This window comes from Actinoplanes sp. NPDC023714 (assembly GCF_040639855.1).
In the GTDB taxonomy this organism is placed as follows: Bacteria; Actinomycetota; Actinomycetes; order Mycobacteriales; family Micromonosporaceae; genus Actinoplanes.
On record NZ_JBFAAR010000001.1, the window covers coordinates 1,235,807 to 1,251,496 of the forward strand.

A 15,690-nucleotide genomic window follows, 5' to 3' on the forward strand; every position below is an offset into this window, starting at 1 on the left:
CCGTTCCTTGCTTGATGAGAGAGAAACGCTTCCCAGTGGGAAAGAACAGGAAGCGCGGATCAAGCTCGTCCTGCCTCGTGAATCACCGGTTAACAAGATCAAGATCGCGGGTGCTCAGGAGCCGAAGATCCGCTGGAAGAACCAGATGAGCCCCATCACAGCGACCCCGGCGCAGAGCAGGCCGGTCACCCAGTGACCGGTTTTCGCCGACTTGCGCCGCAGCAGCGCGAGGGCCGGGAAGACCAGCAGGACGAGCCCGATCTGCACCGACTCGATGCCGGCGTTGAAGACCAGCAGCGACCAGAGCAGCGTCCAGGACCAGGCCTCGTCGATGCCGAGCGCGCCGGCGAAGCCGAGGCCGTGCACCAGGCCGAAGAGGAAGACCACGGCGAGCCGTCCCCAGCCGGCGCCGGCGCCCGGCTCCGAGGGCCGGCGGAGCTGGACCAGATGCCATCCGGCCACCACCGCGATCGACAGCGCGATGATCGGCTCGACGATCGCGGCCGGCACCGCGACCAGGCCGAGCGCGGCCAGCACGAACGTGACCGAGTGCGCGACCGTGAACGCGGTCGCGGCCAGCACGATCTCGCGCAGCCGCCGGGAGCCGGCGATCAGCGCCAGCAGGAACAGGATGTGGTCGATGCCGAAGAGCAGGTGCTCGGCGCCGAGCACGAAGAACTCGCCGAACCGCTGCTGCCAGGTCTGCGCCGTGGAGAACACCGGGTTGCCGGAGTCGAGCGCGGCGCTGCCGTCCCGGCCGTCGATCTCGTAGGTCACGATCGTCTTCGTGTCCCGCACGTACGTCTCGGCGTCCGGGAAGAGGCCGCTGCGGATCTCGTGCTCGCCGTCGCGCGCGGCGCACCGCCAATCGAGGACGAGGGTCGTGTACGGGACGCCTTCCCTCGTACCCATGGTGAACGGCCCGGTGGCCGACGGCGCGCAAGCCTCCCCGCCCGCCGCGACCGAGAAACGCTCGGTGACGTAACCGACCGCCGCGTCGGCGTGCGCGTTCAGCGCCGCCGCCTGCCCGTCCGCGTCACCGGCCTCGAAGGCCGCGTTGCCCTCCTGGAAGAGCCCGTCGTCGTGGCGGTAGTCGGCCGCCGAGACGACGAACAGGTCGTATTCGAGCTCGAGCGCGGTCCGGACGTGGCCGCTGTCGTCGCCCGCCCGCACGTCGGCGTAGACGGTCGAGTTGAACCCGTGGGCGAGGGCGGGGGTCGCTGCGCTCGTCAGAGCGGCGAGGGTGAAACCGAGAATCGCGAGGATACGGCGTAGATGGAGTGGCACGGCGGGACACGCTGCACCCGTCGGGTTAACAAGATCAAGATAGTTGGCGAACCGATGACGACAAGATGATCTCGGCAGCTCATTCCCGGTGTGCCGGCGTGTATCAAAGGAGCCGTGTTCCGCCCGCTTGCCGCTCTCCTCGCCGCTTCCCTGCTCCTCGCCGGCTGCTCCGGCGCCGACGACTGGTCCGGTGAGAGGCCCGCTCCGATCCCGATCGGCGCCCTCGGCGCCGGCTTCGTCGACCCGTCCGCGCCGCCCGCCCCCGAGGCGACGATCACGCCGAGCCCCGGCTCCTGGGACGGCGTGCATCCGCCCGAGGGATACCGCGTGGTGCTGCTCACCGTGGGCTCGGACGCGCCGACCCGGGCCGTCGTGACGGCCGTCGAGGAGTGGGCCGAGGCCGAGGAGGTGTCGCTGCGCACCGTCACGGCCGACCCGGCGAAACCGGTCGACGCCATCGTCGAGGCCATGAACCTGAAGCCGGACGTCGTGGTCAGCGCCGGCGACGGTCTCGTCGACCCGCTCGCCCTGGTCACCCCGAACCACCTCGACCAGCAGTTCCTCGTGGTCGGCGCGGAGCTCGCCGAGCCGACCGGCAACGTCACGGCGGTCGAGTGGGCCGGCGCCGGCTACCGCGGCGAGGGCCTCGGATCGTCGACCAGCTACGACCCGGCGTCGTTCACGGCCGAGCGCTGCGCCCGGGCCATCCGCGCCGGCGCCGCGGCCGTCCTGCACCGGGTCGTCGGGATCGTCCTGCTGATCGGCTGACGCGCCGGGGTCACCGTGAGGTACATCCCTGTACCGCCCGCCGGGTTTTGCGGGGAAAGGTCACCCCGCTTAGCCTCGAGTCAGCGGAACAGGAGCACCCCTCATGACCATGCGCTCGGCGCTCGAACCACACCGGCTGCGGCGGGTCTTCGGGTCCTTCCCGACCGGTGTGACGGCCGTCGCCGCCCTGATCGACGGGGTGCCCGCCGGTCTGGCCGCCAACTCGTTCGTCTCGGTCTCGCTCGACCCGCCGATGGTCTCGGTCTGCGTGGCGCACACCTCGACGACCTGGCCGGTGCTGCGCCGGGCCGCGCGGCTCGGGGTCAGCGTGCTGGGCGTGCACCAGGAGGACGCCGGCCGGCAGCTGAGCGCCCGCAGCGGCGACCGCTTCGCCGCCCTGGACTGGCGGGCCGGCGACGACGGCGCGGTCTTCCTGGACGGTTCGAGCGCCTGGCTGGACTGCAGCATCGAGCAGGAGATCCCGGCCGGCGACCACGACATCGTGCTGCTGCGCGTGCACGACCTGGACGCCGACCCGGCCGTGGCGCCGCTGGTGTTCCACGGCAGCAGGTACCGCCGCCTGCACCCGCACGCCGACTGAGGCGGTTCTCTATATTGATCCGCGTGAGATTCACTCCGCGGACCGCCGCCGGCTGGACGATCGCCGTCTTCGGCGCGATGGCCGCCCTGTTCGGCCTGGTCGGCGTCTTCTCGCCGGAGACGGTGCTGGCCGCCGCCGGCTTCGACGCCGCCCCGCCGAACTCCACCCGCGTCTTCGCCACCGCCTCGTCCGTGGCGTCGCTCAACATGGGCGTCTACTACCTGGTCGCCGCGGCCACCGAGTGGCGCCCGTTCTTCCGCTTCACGGTCCCGTTCCGGCTGCTCACCTTCACCGTCTTCAGCCTGCTGGTGCTGATGGAGGTGGCGCCCGGAGCATTCCTCGGGGTCGCTCTCTGGGAGGGCGCCGGCGCGGTGGCGACCGGCCTGGCCCTCGCCTACGACGCCCGCCGCCGCAGCTGACCGCCCGGCCGGGGCCGGCCGGCCGCCGGGTTCAGCGGGCGGCGGCCATCGCCTCGACGCCGGCGATGACCAGGTCGACGCAGAAGGCGTAGTAGTGGTCGAGGTCGGGCTCGGCGGTGAACGACGCCGCGTACTCGATCATCTTGGGGTATTTGTCGGCCGGTAGCAGGGACATCTCGAGCTGCTTCTTCCGCCGCCACTCGGCCGTCTGCGCGTCCGGCGTGCCCGGCGGGCATCCCGGCTGGCCGGAGACCAGGCCCATCGCCGAGTTCAGCAGGTGCATGGCGATCCAGTAGCCCTCCTCGACGGTGAAACCCGCGTCGGTGAGCAGGGCCAGCGTGTCGTTGGTGGCCCGGGTGAAGCTCTCCGCCCGGGTCTTGTCGACGGCGTGCAGCAGGACGGGCAGCGACGGGTGCGCGCGCATCACGTTCACGACGGTCTCGAAGACGACGCGGAGCCGTTTCTGCCACGGATCCCCGGCGTCGGGGTCGGCGCGGACGTCGGACAGTACGTGGTCGACGACGCCGAGCAGCAGCTCGTCCTTGTTCTTGAAGTGCCAGTACAGCGCCATCGGCGTGACGCTCAGCTCCTTGGCGAGCCGGCGGATCGTGACCGCCTCCAGGCCCTCCTCGTCGGCGAGGCGCAGCGCCCGCTCGGCCACCGCCGCCTTGGTCAGTCGATCACCCGTCACTTGACAACTGTACAACGTACGAGTCTCATGTACGAGGTACATGTACGTTGTACATGGACGCCGTATAGGGGGAGCGATGAATCGACGTTGGTGGGCGCTCGTAGCGGTGGCGCTCGGAACCTTCATGACGTATCTGGACAACAACGTCGTCAACGTGGCGTTGCCGAGCATCCAGCGGGATCTCGGGCTGAGCATCGCCGGGCTGGAGTGGATCACCAGCTCGTACATCCTGGTCTTCGCCGGCCTGCTGCTGGCCGGCGGCCGCATCGCGGACGTGCTCGGCACCCGCCTCGCGTTCCTGGCCGGCCTCGGGATCTTCACGGTCGCCTCGGTCGCGGCCGGCCTCGCCGACTCGCAGGGGTTGCTGATCGGCGCCCGGGCGGTGCAGGGCGTCGGCGCCGCGCTGCTCGCGCCGGCCTCGCTCGCGCTGCTCCAGCAGCTGTTCCCGGACCCGAAGGAGCGCGGCACCGCGATCGGCGTCTGGGGTGGCGTCGGCGCGCTCGCGCTGGCGGTCGGCCCGTTCACCGGCGGCGTGCTGAGCGAGCACGTCTCATGGGGCTGGATCTTCCTGATCAACCTGCCGATCGGCGTGGCGACGCTGCTGCTCACGCTCGTCAGCGTGCCGGCCTCACATGATCAGAAGCGGACGAGCGGAGTGCTGAGCGCCCTGCGCCGGCTGGACCCGGCCGGCCTGGTCACGTCGTCACTCGCGCTCTTCGCCCTGACGTACGCATTGATCGAAGGCGATGCGGAGGGCTGGACCTCCCCGCTCATCCTCGGGTCGTTCGGGGTCGCCGCCGCGGCGGCGATCGCCTTCCTCGTGGTGCAGAGCAGGAACCCCGACTCGATGGTCGAGCTCGCCTTCTTCCGCTCCCGGATGTTCACCGGCGGGCTGCTGGCGATGGGCCTGTGGGCGTTCGGCGTGTTCGGCATCTACTTCTACATGGCCATCTACCTGCAGAACGTGCTCGGCTTCTCGCCCACCGGCGCCGGCGCCGCGTTCGTCCCGATGGCGATCATCACGGCCGTCGGGGCGGTTCTCGCGCCGCGGTTCGAGGCGCGCTTCGGCGTGGCCCGGGTGACCGCTTTCGGTCTGGCGGTGATGGCCGCCGCGATCGCCGGCATCGCACAGTACGGCGAGGGCACCACCTACGGCGACCTGCTGCCCTGGTTCGCGCTCTACGGCGTCGGCGGCGGCCTGCTGATCCCGCTCAGCACCGTCGTGGTGGACGCGCTGCCGGCCGGGCGCGCCGGGATCGCTTCCGGCATGCTCAACGTCTCGCGCGAGGTGTTCGGCCTGCTCGGCGTCACGGTGCTCGGCGCCATCCTGACCAACCGGGCGAACGCCGCCGAGGGCGCGGAGCTGCACCGGTTCCTGGAGGGCTACCGGTTCTCCCTCGTCGTCGCGGCGGCTCTGGTCGCGGTCGGCGTGCCGGTGAGCCTGTGGATGCTGCGCCGCGGCCGGAGGGTGGCCCCGGCGGAGGAGCCGCGCGTGCTCGAGACCGTTTAGCCGTGCCGGTCCTCTCTCGATCTTGTGGATTCACGCAGGAGCGTGGCTGCGGGGTTCCACAAGATCGGGAGAGCCGGGGGAGCCGGGGGAGCCGGGGGAGCCGGGGGAGCCCGGAGAGCTGGGAGAGCCGGTGCGGGAGATCCGGAGCCAGACGAAGAAGCCCCAGATCACGAAGGCCGCGTAGACGCCGTAGAGGACCGCCGACGGGTAGTAGCCGAAGTGGATCAGCTCGGGGACGCCGACCAGGTCGACGGCGATCCAGCAGAGCCAGAACTCGACCCAGCCGCGGGCCATCGCGTACGTCGCGAGCATCGAGCCCACGAAGATCCACGAGTCGGCGAGGTAGTACCACCAGGGGACCGGGAAGCCGGCGCCGATCTCGCGGAACACCAGGAAGCAGACGCCCACGGCGGCGAGCGCGAGCGGGATGAAGATCATCCGTTGCCGGTGGCCGGCCCAGCGCGGGGTGACCGCGGCGCCGTGGTCGCGGCGCCGGTTGCGCTGCCAGGCGCACCAGCCGTAGACGCTCGTGGCGAGGAAGAAGACCTGCCGGGCGGCCTGGCCGTAGAGCGGGGTGCCCTGGTCGTTGCCGACCGCCTGGCCCAGGAAGACGGTGAGGAGCAGCAGGTTGCCGACGATGCCGACCGGCCACGCCCAGGCGTTGCGGCGCAGCCCGAACAGCGCCGAGCCGAGGCCGAAGGCGTTGCCGACGATCTCACGCCAGTAGATGGCCTGGTCGGCGGTCACCTGCCACTTGGCGTGGTAGAACGTGCTCAAGAGGTCATCGATCCAGGCCACAGCTGATCCTACTGTGGTGCGGTGAGCGAGACACCCACCCGAACCCGGCTCTATGCGCACGGTCACGTCGTCGCGGCCGGCTTCCCGGCCGCCGAGACCGCGGCCCGGCTCCGCGAGGACCCGGACGCGGTCGCCTGGATCGACATGCTCGACCCGGACCAGGCCGACCTGGAGGCGCTGGCCGGCGACTTCCGCCTGCACCCGCTCGCCGTCGAGGACGCGTTGCACGAGCACGAGCGCCCCAAGCTCGACCACTACGAGCATCACCTGTTCATGAACGTCTACGGCGTCCGCCTGGACATCGCCGGGACCGACGTGCGGGCGCGGAAGACCGAGATCAGCGCGTTCGTCACCGACCGCGCGCTGATCACCGTGCACAAGTCGCCCGGCGACCTGGACCGGCTGGTCGAGCGCTGGGACGCCGACCCCGACCTGGCCGCGGCCGGCGGCCTCGACTTCCTGGTCTACGGCCTGCTCGACACGGTCGTGGACAGTCAGCAGGCGGCGGTGCAGACCCTCGACGAGGCGATGGACCGCGCCGAGGACGGCCTGCTCGAGGAGGGTGGCGCGCCGCGTCCGGTCCGGCTCTTCGGATTCGCGCTGCGCAAGGCGCTCTCCGCGCTGCGCCGGGCGGTCGCCCCGATGCCCGACGTGGTGCGCCGGGCCGCCGGGGCGGAGATCGGGCGGGCCGGCGACAAGCTGCATCCCTACTACCGGGACGTCGAGGACCACGCCCAGCAGACCGCCGAGCTGATCGAGCACTCGCTGACCCGGATCAACGAGCTGCTCGACGCCGACCTGGCCGAGCAGAGCAACGTGCTCAACGAGGTCACCCGCAAGCTCGCCGCCTGGGCCGCGATCATCGCGGTGCCGACCGCGCTGACCGGCTACTTCGGTCAGAACGTGCCCTATCCCGGGTACGAGCGGTGGTGGGGCTTCCTGGTGAGCACCGCCCTCATCGTGATCTCGGCGGCCGGCCTCTGGGTCTTCCTGAGAAAACGCGGGTGGCTCTAGGTATGTGAGCTGTGTAACGTCCCCGGCGAAGCGGGGGTGTTCGATGTTCATGCTCGTCATCGGCGCGGTCCGGGCCCGGACCGCTCAGGCGTTGACGATTCTGCTGCTCGCCGCCCTGGCGACGGCCGTGGCGGTGGCCGGCCCGTGGTACGCGTTCGCCGCCGCGGGCCGCGCCGCCGAGGCCGACCTGGGCGCGGCGCGGCCCGCCGAGCGGATCGTCTCGGTGCGGGCCGGCGCCGACACCCAGGGCCTCGCCGAGGAGGCGTTCACCCGCTTCGCCTCCGACGTGCGGGGCCGGCTGCCGGCCGAGTTCGGTGAACCGGTCGTGGGGCTCACCGTCCCGCTCAGCATCCGGGAGGGCTCGGCGTCCACGGCCATGGCGGTCGCGCACCGGGAGGAGTTCTGCGCGAACGTACGCCTCGACGGCCCGTGCCCGGAGCGCCGGGGCGAGGCGGCGATCAGCCAGGAGGCGGCGCAGCGGCTCGGGGTGAAGGCCGGTGACCGGATCTCGCTGACCAGCTCGGTCACGAACCGGCCGCTGGTCCTGCGGGTGGTCGCGCTCTACGCGGTGACCGGCCTCTCCGGGTCGTACTGGGCCGGCGAGATGTTCCAGACCCGGACCGGCATCGACCCGGCGTTCACCGTGCTGGAGACGTTCGAGGAGCGTCCGCTGTGGAACGCCTCGATGGTGTACGACGTGGACCTGCCGGCCGGGCTGCTCCGCGGCGACGGCGGCTACGACCTGGCCGGGGTGCTCACGGCCCTGGACACCCGGCTCACCGCCTCCCGGTTCCGGATGCAGACGAGCGTGCGGCCGCTGCTCGAGACCGTCGCCCGGGACCGGGCCACGATCCTGAGCGGGGTTCGGTCGGCCGGGGTGCAGACGCTGATCCTCACCTGGTTCGCGGTGGGCCTGGCCGGCTGGTACACGCTGCGCGACCGCCGCAACGACACGGCCCTCATGAAGCTGCGCGGCGTCGGCCGGTTCCGGATGCTGCGGCTCGCCTGGGGCCAGCACCTGGTGCCGCTGCTGGCCGGGGCGGTGGTCGGCGTGCCGGCCGGATACCTGCTGGCCCGGCTGCTGGCCGGGCCGGTCCCGGTGCTCCCGGACCGGGAGACCGCGTTGAGCCAGAGTGTCGTGGCGGTGTCCGCCGTCGTGCTCGGCAGCCTCGCCGTGCTGGCCGCGGTCGAGGCCGCGATGCTGGGCCGGCCGGTCGCGGCCCTGCTGCGGAGCGCCGCGCCGGGCCGGGGCGACTGGCGTGCCGCGCTGGCCGACCTGGTCCTGCTCGCGATCGCCGGAGCGGCCGTCTACCAGGCCCGCAGCGGCGGACCGGCGGAAGGGCTGGCCGTGGTCGCGCCGGCGCTGGTGGCCCTCGCGCTCGGCCTGCTCCTGGCCCGGGTGCTGCGGCGGGTGGCCGGCCGGGCCGGTGCCGTGGCGCTGCGTACCGGCCGCCTGCGGCTCGGCCTGGCCGGTCTCCAGTTCTCCCGGGCGCCCGGCGCCGACCGCGTGTTCGCGCTGGTCGTGGTCGCGGTGGCGCTCTTCGTGACGGCGGCCGGCGGCTGGCAGGCCGACCGGGTGGCCCGCGCCGAGCGCAGCGCCGCCGAGCTCGGCGCGACCCGGGTGCTCACCGTCGACGCGCTCAACCGGACCGCGCTGCTGCACGCGGTGCGCACCGCCGACCCGGGCGGCCGGGAGGCGATGGCCGTGGTCCGCAACCGCAACGACGACGACCTGGAAATCCTCGAGGTGGACAGCGACCGGCTCGCCGCGGTGGCGCTGTGGCGCCCGGAGTACGGCACGCCGTCCCCGGTGCGGCCGCCCGGCGCGGCATCGGTGATCACGGCGGACCGGGTGACCGCCGAGGTCCGGCGCGACGGCCCGGCGCCGGTCCGGCTCGGCCTGCTGCTCCAGCACGAGGCGACCGGTGAGCTGGTCACCGCGGCGTTCGGCGTACTCGGCGCGGGCGAGAAGACCGTGTCCGCCGCGGTGCCGGCCTGCGCCACCGCGCCGGGCTGCCGGATCGTGCGGTGGGAGCTCACCACTCCGCCGGACAGCACCGGCCGGACCAAGGCGCCGCCGCGCGGCTCGGCCGTGACCGTCCGGGCGCTGGCCCCGGTGGACGCCGCGATCCTCGGCGACGTGTCCCGGTGGCGGCCCGGCACCGACGGCGCGAACCTCAACATCGCCACGGCCGGCGGCGCTCTGCGGATCTCCGCCGACGAGAACACCACCGGGCTGAAGCTGGCCGGCACGGCCGTCTACGCGGCCGACACCCCGACGCCGCTGCCGGTCGTGCTGGCCGGCCCGGCGCCGGACCCGTGGCGCTACAACGACCGGCTGCTCAAGTCCTACGGGCCGGCCGTGCCGGTGCGGATCGCCGCGGTCGTGCCCGGCCTGCCGGCGGTCGGCCAGGACGGCGTGCTCGCCGACCTGGACACGATGCGCCGGCTGGCCGCCGAGACCGACGCGGGCGGCGAGTTCCAGGTGTGGCTCACCGCCGGCGCCCGGCCGGATCTGGTCGCCGACCTGACCGCGGCCGGCCTCACCGTCGTCGGCGACCAGACGGTGACCGGCCGCTCGGCCTGGCTCGGCTCCCAGGGCCCGGCCGCCGTGGTCCGGTTCGCGCTGCTCAACGCCGTGGCCGTGCTGCTGCTCGCGGCCGCCGTGGTCGCGGTGGCGGCCACCGTGGACAACCGGGCGCTCGGCGCGCAGCTCACCGCGCTGCGGGCGCAGGGCCTCCCGGTGCGCACCGCCGTCTCGACCGCGTACGCCGGCACGGCCGCGCTGCTCGTGGCCGGGCTCGGCACCGGGCTGCTCGCCGCGGTCCTGGCCGTCCCGCTGACCGGTAGCTCGCTGCCGCCGTTCGCGGACGGCTGGCGGGTGCTGGCGCCGCCCGACCCGCTGACCCCGGCCGTGCTCACGGCCGCCACCGGGATGGCGCTGGCCGTGCTCGGCCTGACCGGCCTCCTCGCGGTCGCCCCGCTGATGCGGAAGCTGGTGCGCGCCCGATGATCTCCGTGGTCCTCGCGATGATCTGGTCCCGCCGCGGCCAGGCCGTCACCCTCGCCCTGCTGGCGATGCTCGCTGTCGCCTCGGCCGTGGCCGCGCCGGCCTACCTGCTCGCGGTGGAGCGGGCGGTGGCGCAGGGACAGGTCGAGACGGCCGACATCGACGAACTGCGGCTCCAGATGCGGGCCGTCAACGACGCCGCGACCGCTGCACAAAGCGGCGAGGTCGTCGACATCGGATCGGCGGGCGCCGCGCTCAAGGCCATGACCGGGTTCTCCTACGTCTACTCGGAGGAGATGCCGGCGGTCGGCATCGAGCCGACCGACCTGTACGCCTCGCGGCTCGTCTTCCGCCAGGACGTCTGCGACCACCTGGTGCTGGTGGCCGGGCGGTGCGTCGCGGGCGAGGGCGACGTGCTGCTCGGCGCGGAGAGCGCGGATCGGCTGGAGCTGCGGCCCGGCGACGCGATCGAGCTGGCGGCCGCCCAGATCAACGGCGACACCAAGCCGGCGACCTGGAAGGCGGGCGCCGAGCCCAAGACGTTCACGGTCGCCGGCACGTACGAGGTGCCGGACCGCGCGGACATCTACTGGGGAACGCACGGCTACTTCATCAGCGGCCCCTTCATCGGCCCGGGCGAGCCGGTGTTCACCACGAAGACCACGCTCGCCGCGATGCAGCGGACCACCTCGGTCGAGGCGATCGACGGCATCGCCGAGCCGGGCACGCTCGACATCGACCGGCTCGACCGGGTCCGCGCCGACCTGGCCGGGCTGGAGAGCGTCACCGACGCGGTCTCCGGCCTCAGCCTGGACACCGGCATCCCGCGGCTGTTCGACCGGATCGAGAGCGGGCGGGCCGAGGCGCGGCTGCTCGTCCCGGTGCTGACCGTCCCGCTCGTGCTGCTGGCCTGCTTCAGCATCTACCTGACCGTGGGACACGGCGCCGAGGGCCGCCGCGACGAGATCGCCGTGGTGGCGCTGCGCGGCGCCCGGTGGTGGACCCGCTGGTGGCTGGCGACCGGCGAGAGCATGGCGGCGGTGCTGGCCGGCGCGGTGGCCGGCTGCGTGGCCGGGCAGCTGCTGGTGAACGCGGTGGCCGCCACCGTCTTCCCGGGCGCCGGGTCGGCGGCCACCCTCGCCTCGCTGCGCTACGCCCCGGCGGCCACCATGGTCGCCCTGGCCGCGGCCCTGCTGGCCCAGCGCGGGCCGCTGCTGAGCCCGGTCTCGGCGCTGCTCCAGCGCACCGGGCGGGGCAGGCGGCCGATCCCGGTGATCGAGGCGATCGTGCTGGTCCTGGCCGTGGTCGCGGGCGTGCAGCTCTACCTCTCCGACGGTTCGCTGGACGGCCTCGGCACGGTCGCGCCCGCCCTGATCATGCTGGCCCTCGCCCTGCTCGCGGCGCGTGCCGTGCTCCCGCTGGTCAGCCGGTACGCCGGCGGCGCCCTGAACCGGGGGCGGCTCGGGGCCGGCCTGGCCGGGCTCCAGCTGTCCCGCCGGCCCGGCGCCGGCCGGCTGTTCGCGCTGCTCGCGGCCGCCGCGGCGGTGGCCGGGTACGCCACCTGCGCGGTGGACACGGCGGCGCAGGGCCGGGAGGTGGAGGCACGGCTCGGCACCGGCGCCGACCGGGTGCTCACGGTCCAGGCCGTGCCCCGGCGCCGGCTGCTCGACGCGGTGCGCGCGGCCGACCCGGACGGGCGGTTCGCGATGGCCGTGGCGGAGCTGCCGAGCGGCGGAAGCGCCGGCGTACCCGGGCTGGCTCTTGATTCTGAACGTCTCGCGGCGGTGGCGTCGTGGACCGGGGACGGGCCCGGCCCGGCGGAGGTGGCGGCGAGGCTGCGGGCCGATGTGCCGGAGCGGCCGTCCTTCCGGAGCTCGGAGATCGTGGCCGGCGTGACGCTCACCGGCCTCGCTCCGGACCGGCGGCTGCGGCTCGGCATCGCGGTGTCCTCGCGGGAGGGGCTCGGCGAGACGGTCGTCGAGATCGGGGTGCTGAAGAACGGCGCGCACACCTACCGGCAGCCGTTGTCGCTCTGCGCGAAGGGCTGCTGGGTCAACGGCATCGGGGTGTCCGGGCTGGGTAAGGCGACCGAGACGACCGGCACCGTGGAGATCACCGGCCTGAGCGGCATTCCGCTCGGCGGGAGCTGGTGGGCGTCCCAGAACGCCCGGGTCTCCGCGGCGGACTCCCTGGTCATCGAGGCCGCCGTGCGCGCCGCGCCGTCCGGGACCGCCTGGGTCCGGCCGCCCGCGACACCCCGGCCGCTGCCGCTGGCCCGGGCCGGTGGCGGGCCGCCCGGCGCGGTGATGACCAGCCTCGGCGGTGACCCGGTGCCGATCGTCCCGGTCGCCGATCTGCCGGTCGTGCCGCGGGCCGGGCGCAACGCCGTGCTGGTCGACCTGGAACTCGCCGACCGTCTTGCGGTGGACGGCTACGCGGCCCAGGCGCCGCAGGTGTGGCTCGGCCCGGCCGCCCCCGCCGACGTGCTGCAGCGCCTGGGCGACCAGGGGCTCGTGGTGACCGGTGACACCGGCGCGGCGCAGGTCCGGGAGCGGCTGGACCGGCAGGGGCCGGCGCTGGCGCTGACCTTCCACATCCTGGCCGCCGTGCTCGCCACGCTGCTCGGGGCGGGCGCGCTGGTGCTGACCATCGTGGTGGACCGGGACCGGCGGGCCGGCGACCTGTCCGCGCTGCGGGCCCAGGGCCTGCCGTCCCGGGTGGCCGGCCGGGCGACGTTCTGGACCTATCCGGTGCTGGTCGGGTTCGCCGTGCTGGTGGGCCTGCTGGTCGGCGCCGGGGCGTGGTGGCTGACCGGCTGGGCGCTGCCGCTGGCCGGGCTCACCCCGCCGGACCTGCCGATGCCGGCGGCGCCACGGCCCGGGGTGCTGCTCGCGGTGGCCGGGGCGGTGCTGCTGGTGAACGTCGTGGTGGCCCTGATCGGCGGCCGTGACCTGCGGAGAAGAACGGAGAAGGGGCTCTCATGACGACGTTGACCGTGGAGGCGGCGGACTTCGGGTACGGCGGCGGCAGTCCCGTGCTGACCGCTGTGACCGTGACGGCCCACCCCGGTGAGCTGCTCGCCGTCACCGGGACCTCCGGCGCCGGCAAGACCACCCTGCTCAGCGCCATGGCCGGGATGCTCGCCCCGCGAACCGGCACGGTGGCCGCCGACGGGACGCCGCTCGGCGACCGGGACCGGGCCGTCGCCCGGGGCGTCGTGCTGATCCCGCAGGAGAACGGCCTCGCCGCGATCCTCACGGCCGCCGAAAACATCGCGGTCGCGGTGATCGCGACCGGCGGCTCCCCGGCCGACGCCCGGCGGCGCACCGCCGAGTCCCTGGAGGCGCTCGGGCTCTCCGGCCAGGCGAACCAGCTCATCGACGAGCTCTCCGGCGGCCAGCAGCAGCGCACCGCGATCGCCCGCGGGCTGGCGCTGCGCGGCGAGGTGCTGCTCGCCGACGAGGTGACCAGCGAGCTGGACGCGGCGAACCGGCAGAAGGTGATCGAGCTGCTCCGGGCCGAGGCGGCCCGCGGGGCGGCGGTGGTGCTGGCGACCCACGACCCGGAGACGGCGGCGGCCTGCGACCGCGAGCTGCACCTGGCCGACGGGTCCGCTACCTGGGTTCGCTGAGCTCCGTGCCGCCGGGCACCAGGGTGACCTCGCCGTCGACGCTCTGCACCGTGAACAGCGTCCCGGGCGGGTAGGAGCCGAGCACGTCCGGCGGCAGTTGCACGGTCCCGTCCCCGGCGACTACCGCGAAGTCCTGCCCGTCCCGGCCCTCCGCGCCGACCCGGCCGTCCCGGATCGTCACGGCCCGGCCGAGCCGCGCGCCCACCTCGTTGTCGTGGGTGACCACCACGATCGTGGTGTGCCGCTCCTGATTCACCGTTTCGAGGGCGTCCAGCACCTCGTCGCGGCCGGCCGTGTCGAGCCGGCTGGTCGGCTCGTCGACGAGCAGCAGCCCCGGACCGGCCGCGACGCCGACCGCGAGGGCGGCCCGCTGACGTCCGCCCGGGGTCAGGTCGGCGAGCCGGCGGCGGCCCTGGCCGGGAAGCCCGACCAGGTCGAGGATGCGGTCGGGGTCGTCGAGCTGGATGCCCCGGGTGTGCGCGGCCCGCCGCTGGGCGAGCCAGATGTTGCGGTGCAGCGACGCGTACGGAAGAAGGTTCCGCGCCGCGCCCTGGAGCACCACCCCGATCTCGGTGCCGCGCAGCCGGGAGACCTCGCCGTCGGAGAGCTTGCCCATGTCGTAGGTGCCGATGTTGATCCGCCCGGCGGAGGGGCGCATCAGCCCGGCGAGCAGCGCGATCAGCGTCGACTTGCCCGACCCGGACGGCCCGACCAGCGCGAGCGTCTCGCCCGGGGCGATGGAGAGATCGACACCGGCGAGCGCGACCACGTCGCCGGCCTCGGCACGATAGATGTGCACCACCCGGCGGCAGGCCACGGCCAGTCCGTTCATGTCGCCCAAACTAATCGGCGTCCGCCACTGTGAGCAATCTTCAACCTGGCATCGGGCCCGAGGCCGCCGGGCCGTCGTCCGGCGCCGGCGCGCGAGGCCCTCGCCACGTTGAAGAAGGCTCAGTGAATAGGGTGTCCCCGTGCGCGACATCGCCGTCTTCACCGGATCCGCTCATCCCGAACTGGCCGCCGAGATCTGTTACCACCTCGGGGTGCCGCTCATGCCGACCCGGATCTCCCGGTTCGCCAACGACTGCATCGAGGTGCAGCTCCAGGGCAACTGCCGGGAACGGGACGTGTTCCTGATCCAGCCGCTCTCCCCGCCGACCCAGGAGCACCTCGCGGAGCTCCTCTTCATGATCGACGCTGCCCGCGGCGCGTCGGCCGGCCGGATCACCGTGGTCCTGCCGCACTACGCCTACGCCCGGAGTGACAAGAAGGACGAGCCCCGCATCTCGATCGGCGGCCGGCTCGTGGCCGACCTGCTCACCACGGCCGGCGCCGACCGGGTGCTGGCCATGACCCTGCACTCGCCGCAGGTGCACGGCTTCTTCAAGATCCCCGTCGACCACCTGCACGCGCTGCGCGAGCTGGCGAACCACTTCCGCCGTTACAACCTGGACAACGCCGTCGTGGTCTCGCCGGACCTCGGCAACGCCAAGGAGGCGGCCGCGTTCGCCCGGATGCTCGGCATCGAGGTGGCGGCCGGCGCGAAGCAGCGGTACGCCGACGACAAGGTGGTGATCAGCTCGGTGATCGGCGAGGTCGCCGACCGGGACGTCATCGTGCTGGACGACGAGATCGCGAAGGGCAGCACGGTCTTCGAGCTGCTGGCCCGGCTCCGCGAGCGCAACGTCCGCAGCGTACGGGTGGCCTGCACGCACGGGCTCTTCGCGGCGAACGCGGTGCAGCGGCTCTCCGAGGAGAAGGAGATCGAGGAGATCGTCTGCACCAACACGGTGCCGATCCCGGAGGCGAACCGCACCGACAAGCTGACGATCCTGTCGGTGGCGCCGGCCCTGGCCGAGGCGATGCGCCGCATCCACAACGGCGAATCGGTGAGTGCGCTTTTCGGCTGAGAATTCACTGAATCGGCCGCGCGACCGAGGTCTAACGCGAATCATGACCCA

At 73.4% G+C, this 15,690-nt stretch carries 13 protein-coding genes; 9 read left to right on the plus strand and 4 right to left on the minus strand.

Features of this window, described 5'->3' with window-relative positions; translation table 11 throughout:
• Positions 1-114: 114 nt before the first annotated feature.
• Positions 115-1,287: a HupE/UreJ family protein gene (locus tag AB0G10_RS05810; protein ID WP_360917046.1), complete on the minus strand. Its 1,173-nt coding sequence runs from the start codon at positions 1,285-1,287 to the stop codon at positions 115-117.
• Positions 1,288-1,401: 114 nt separating this feature from the next.
• On the opposite strand from AB0G10_RS05810, the gene AB0G10_RS05815 reads away from it, so the two are divergent.
• From AB0G10_RS05815 to AB0G10_RS05825, 3 genes are all read left to right on the plus strand, one after another.
• Positions 1,402-2,055 carry a hypothetical protein gene (locus tag AB0G10_RS05815; RefSeq protein ID WP_360917049.1) on the plus strand — a complete coding sequence of 218 codons (654 nt, stop codon included), beginning with the start codon at positions 1,402-1,404 and terminating at the stop codon, positions 2,053-2,055.
• Positions 2,056-2,158: 103 nt separating this feature from the next.
• Positions 2,159-2,656 (plus strand): flavin reductase family protein, encoded by a 498-nt coding sequence (locus AB0G10_RS05820; RefSeq protein WP_360917052.1) that lies wholly within the window; start codon positions 2,159-2,161, stop codon positions 2,654-2,656.
• Between the two features lie 77 nt (positions 2,657-2,733).
• Positions 2,734-3,075, plus strand: coding sequence for a hypothetical protein (locus AB0G10_RS05825; RefSeq protein ID WP_360917969.1), 342 nt, complete (start codon positions 2,734-2,736; stop codon positions 3,073-3,075).
• A gap of 31 nt (positions 3,076-3,106) precedes the next feature.
• Here AB0G10_RS05825 and AB0G10_RS05830 read toward each other — a convergent pair whose 3' ends face one another.
• Positions 3,107-3,766: a TetR family transcriptional regulator gene (locus AB0G10_RS05830; RefSeq protein ID WP_360917055.1), complete on the minus strand. Its 660-nt coding sequence runs from the start codon at positions 3,764-3,766 to the stop codon at positions 3,107-3,109.
• Positions 3,767-3,842: 76 nt separating this feature from the next.
• Between AB0G10_RS05830 and AB0G10_RS05835 the strand changes: the two genes are divergently transcribed.
• Positions 3,843-5,276 carry a DHA2 family efflux MFS transporter permease subunit gene (locus tag AB0G10_RS05835; RefSeq protein WP_360917058.1) on the plus strand — a complete coding sequence of 478 codons (1,434 nt, stop codon included), beginning with the start codon at positions 3,843-3,845 and terminating at the stop codon, positions 5,274-5,276.
• 30 nt (positions 5,277-5,306) lie between these two features.
• Here the strand turns inward: AB0G10_RS05835 and AB0G10_RS05840 are convergent, their stop codons facing one another.
• Entirely contained in the window at positions 5,307-6,074 is a 768-nt protein-coding gene (locus AB0G10_RS05840; RefSeq protein ID WP_360917061.1) for a nicotinamide mononucleotide transporter family protein, read from the minus strand.
• Between the two features lie 21 nt (positions 6,075-6,095).
• Between AB0G10_RS05840 and AB0G10_RS05845 the strand changes: the two genes are divergently transcribed.
• From AB0G10_RS05845 to AB0G10_RS05860, 4 genes are read left to right on the plus strand one after another with little or no spacing between them, the layout of a single operon-like run.
• On the plus strand, positions 6,096-7,088 hold the full coding sequence (locus tag AB0G10_RS05845) for a magnesium transporter CorA family protein (RefSeq protein ID WP_360917064.1): 993 nt from the start codon (positions 6,096-6,098) through the stop codon (positions 7,086-7,088).
• 43 nt (positions 7,089-7,131) lie between these two features.
• On the plus strand, positions 7,132-10,101 hold the full coding sequence (locus AB0G10_RS05850; RefSeq protein ID WP_360917067.1) for an FtsX-like permease family protein: 2,970 nt from the start codon (positions 7,132-7,134) through the stop codon (positions 10,099-10,101).
• Positions 10,098-13,082 (plus strand): FtsX-like permease family protein, encoded by a 2,985-nt coding sequence (locus AB0G10_RS05855; RefSeq protein WP_360917070.1) that lies wholly within the window; start codon positions 10,098-10,100, stop codon positions 13,080-13,082. Before AB0G10_RS05850 ends, AB0G10_RS05855 begins: the two co-directional genes overlap by 4 nt.
• Positions 13,079-13,729: an ATP-binding cassette domain-containing protein gene (locus AB0G10_RS05860; protein WP_360917073.1), complete on the plus strand. Its 651-nt coding sequence runs from the start codon at positions 13,079-13,081 to the stop codon at positions 13,727-13,729. The genes AB0G10_RS05855 and AB0G10_RS05860 overlap by 4 nt, the downstream gene beginning before the upstream one ends.
• Here the strand turns inward: AB0G10_RS05860 and AB0G10_RS05865 are convergent.
• Entirely contained in the window at positions 13,713-14,561 is an 849-nt protein-coding gene (locus AB0G10_RS05865) for an ATP-binding cassette domain-containing protein (protein WP_360917079.1), read from the minus strand. The two genes, AB0G10_RS05860 and AB0G10_RS05865, sit on opposite strands and share 17 nt — an antisense overlap.
• Before the next feature lie 139 nt (positions 14,562-14,700).
• On the opposite strand from AB0G10_RS05865, the gene AB0G10_RS05870 reads away from it, so the two are divergent.
• Positions 14,701-15,639 carry a ribose-phosphate pyrophosphokinase gene (locus AB0G10_RS05870; RefSeq protein ID WP_360917082.1) on the plus strand — a complete coding sequence of 313 codons (939 nt, stop codon included), beginning with the start codon at positions 14,701-14,703 and terminating at the stop codon, positions 15,637-15,639.
• Positions 15,640-15,690: the final 51 nt, after the last annotated feature.

Excerpts from the sequence above, each read along its gene's own strand:
- AB0G10_RS05835 (WP_360917058.1), top strand. The coding sequence starts at position 3,843 with ATGAATCGACGTTGGTGGGCGCTCGTAGCGGTGGCGCTCGGAACCTTC.
- AB0G10_RS05865 (WP_360917079.1), bottom strand. The coding sequence starts at position 14,561 with ATGAACGGACTGGCCGTGGCCTGCCGCCGGGTGGTGCACATCTATCGT.
- AB0G10_RS05820 (WP_360917052.1), top strand. The coding sequence starts at position 2,159 with ATGACCATGCGCTCGGCGCTCGAACCACACCGGCTGCGGCGGGTCTTC.
- AB0G10_RS05825 (WP_360917969.1), top strand. The coding sequence starts at position 2,734 with ATGGCCGCCCTGTTCGGCCTGGTCGGCGTCTTCTCGCCGGAGACGGTG.
- AB0G10_RS05855 (WP_360917070.1), top strand. The coding sequence starts at position 10,098 with ATGATCTCCGTGGTCCTCGCGATGATCTGGTCCCGCCGCGGCCAGGCC.
- AB0G10_RS05850 (WP_360917067.1), top strand. The coding sequence starts at position 7,132 with ATGTTCATGCTCGTCATCGGCGCGGTCCGGGCCCGGACCGCTCAGGCG.
- AB0G10_RS05860 (WP_360917073.1), top strand. The coding sequence starts at position 13,079 with ATGACGACGTTGACCGTGGAGGCGGCGGACTTCGGGTACGGCGGCGGC.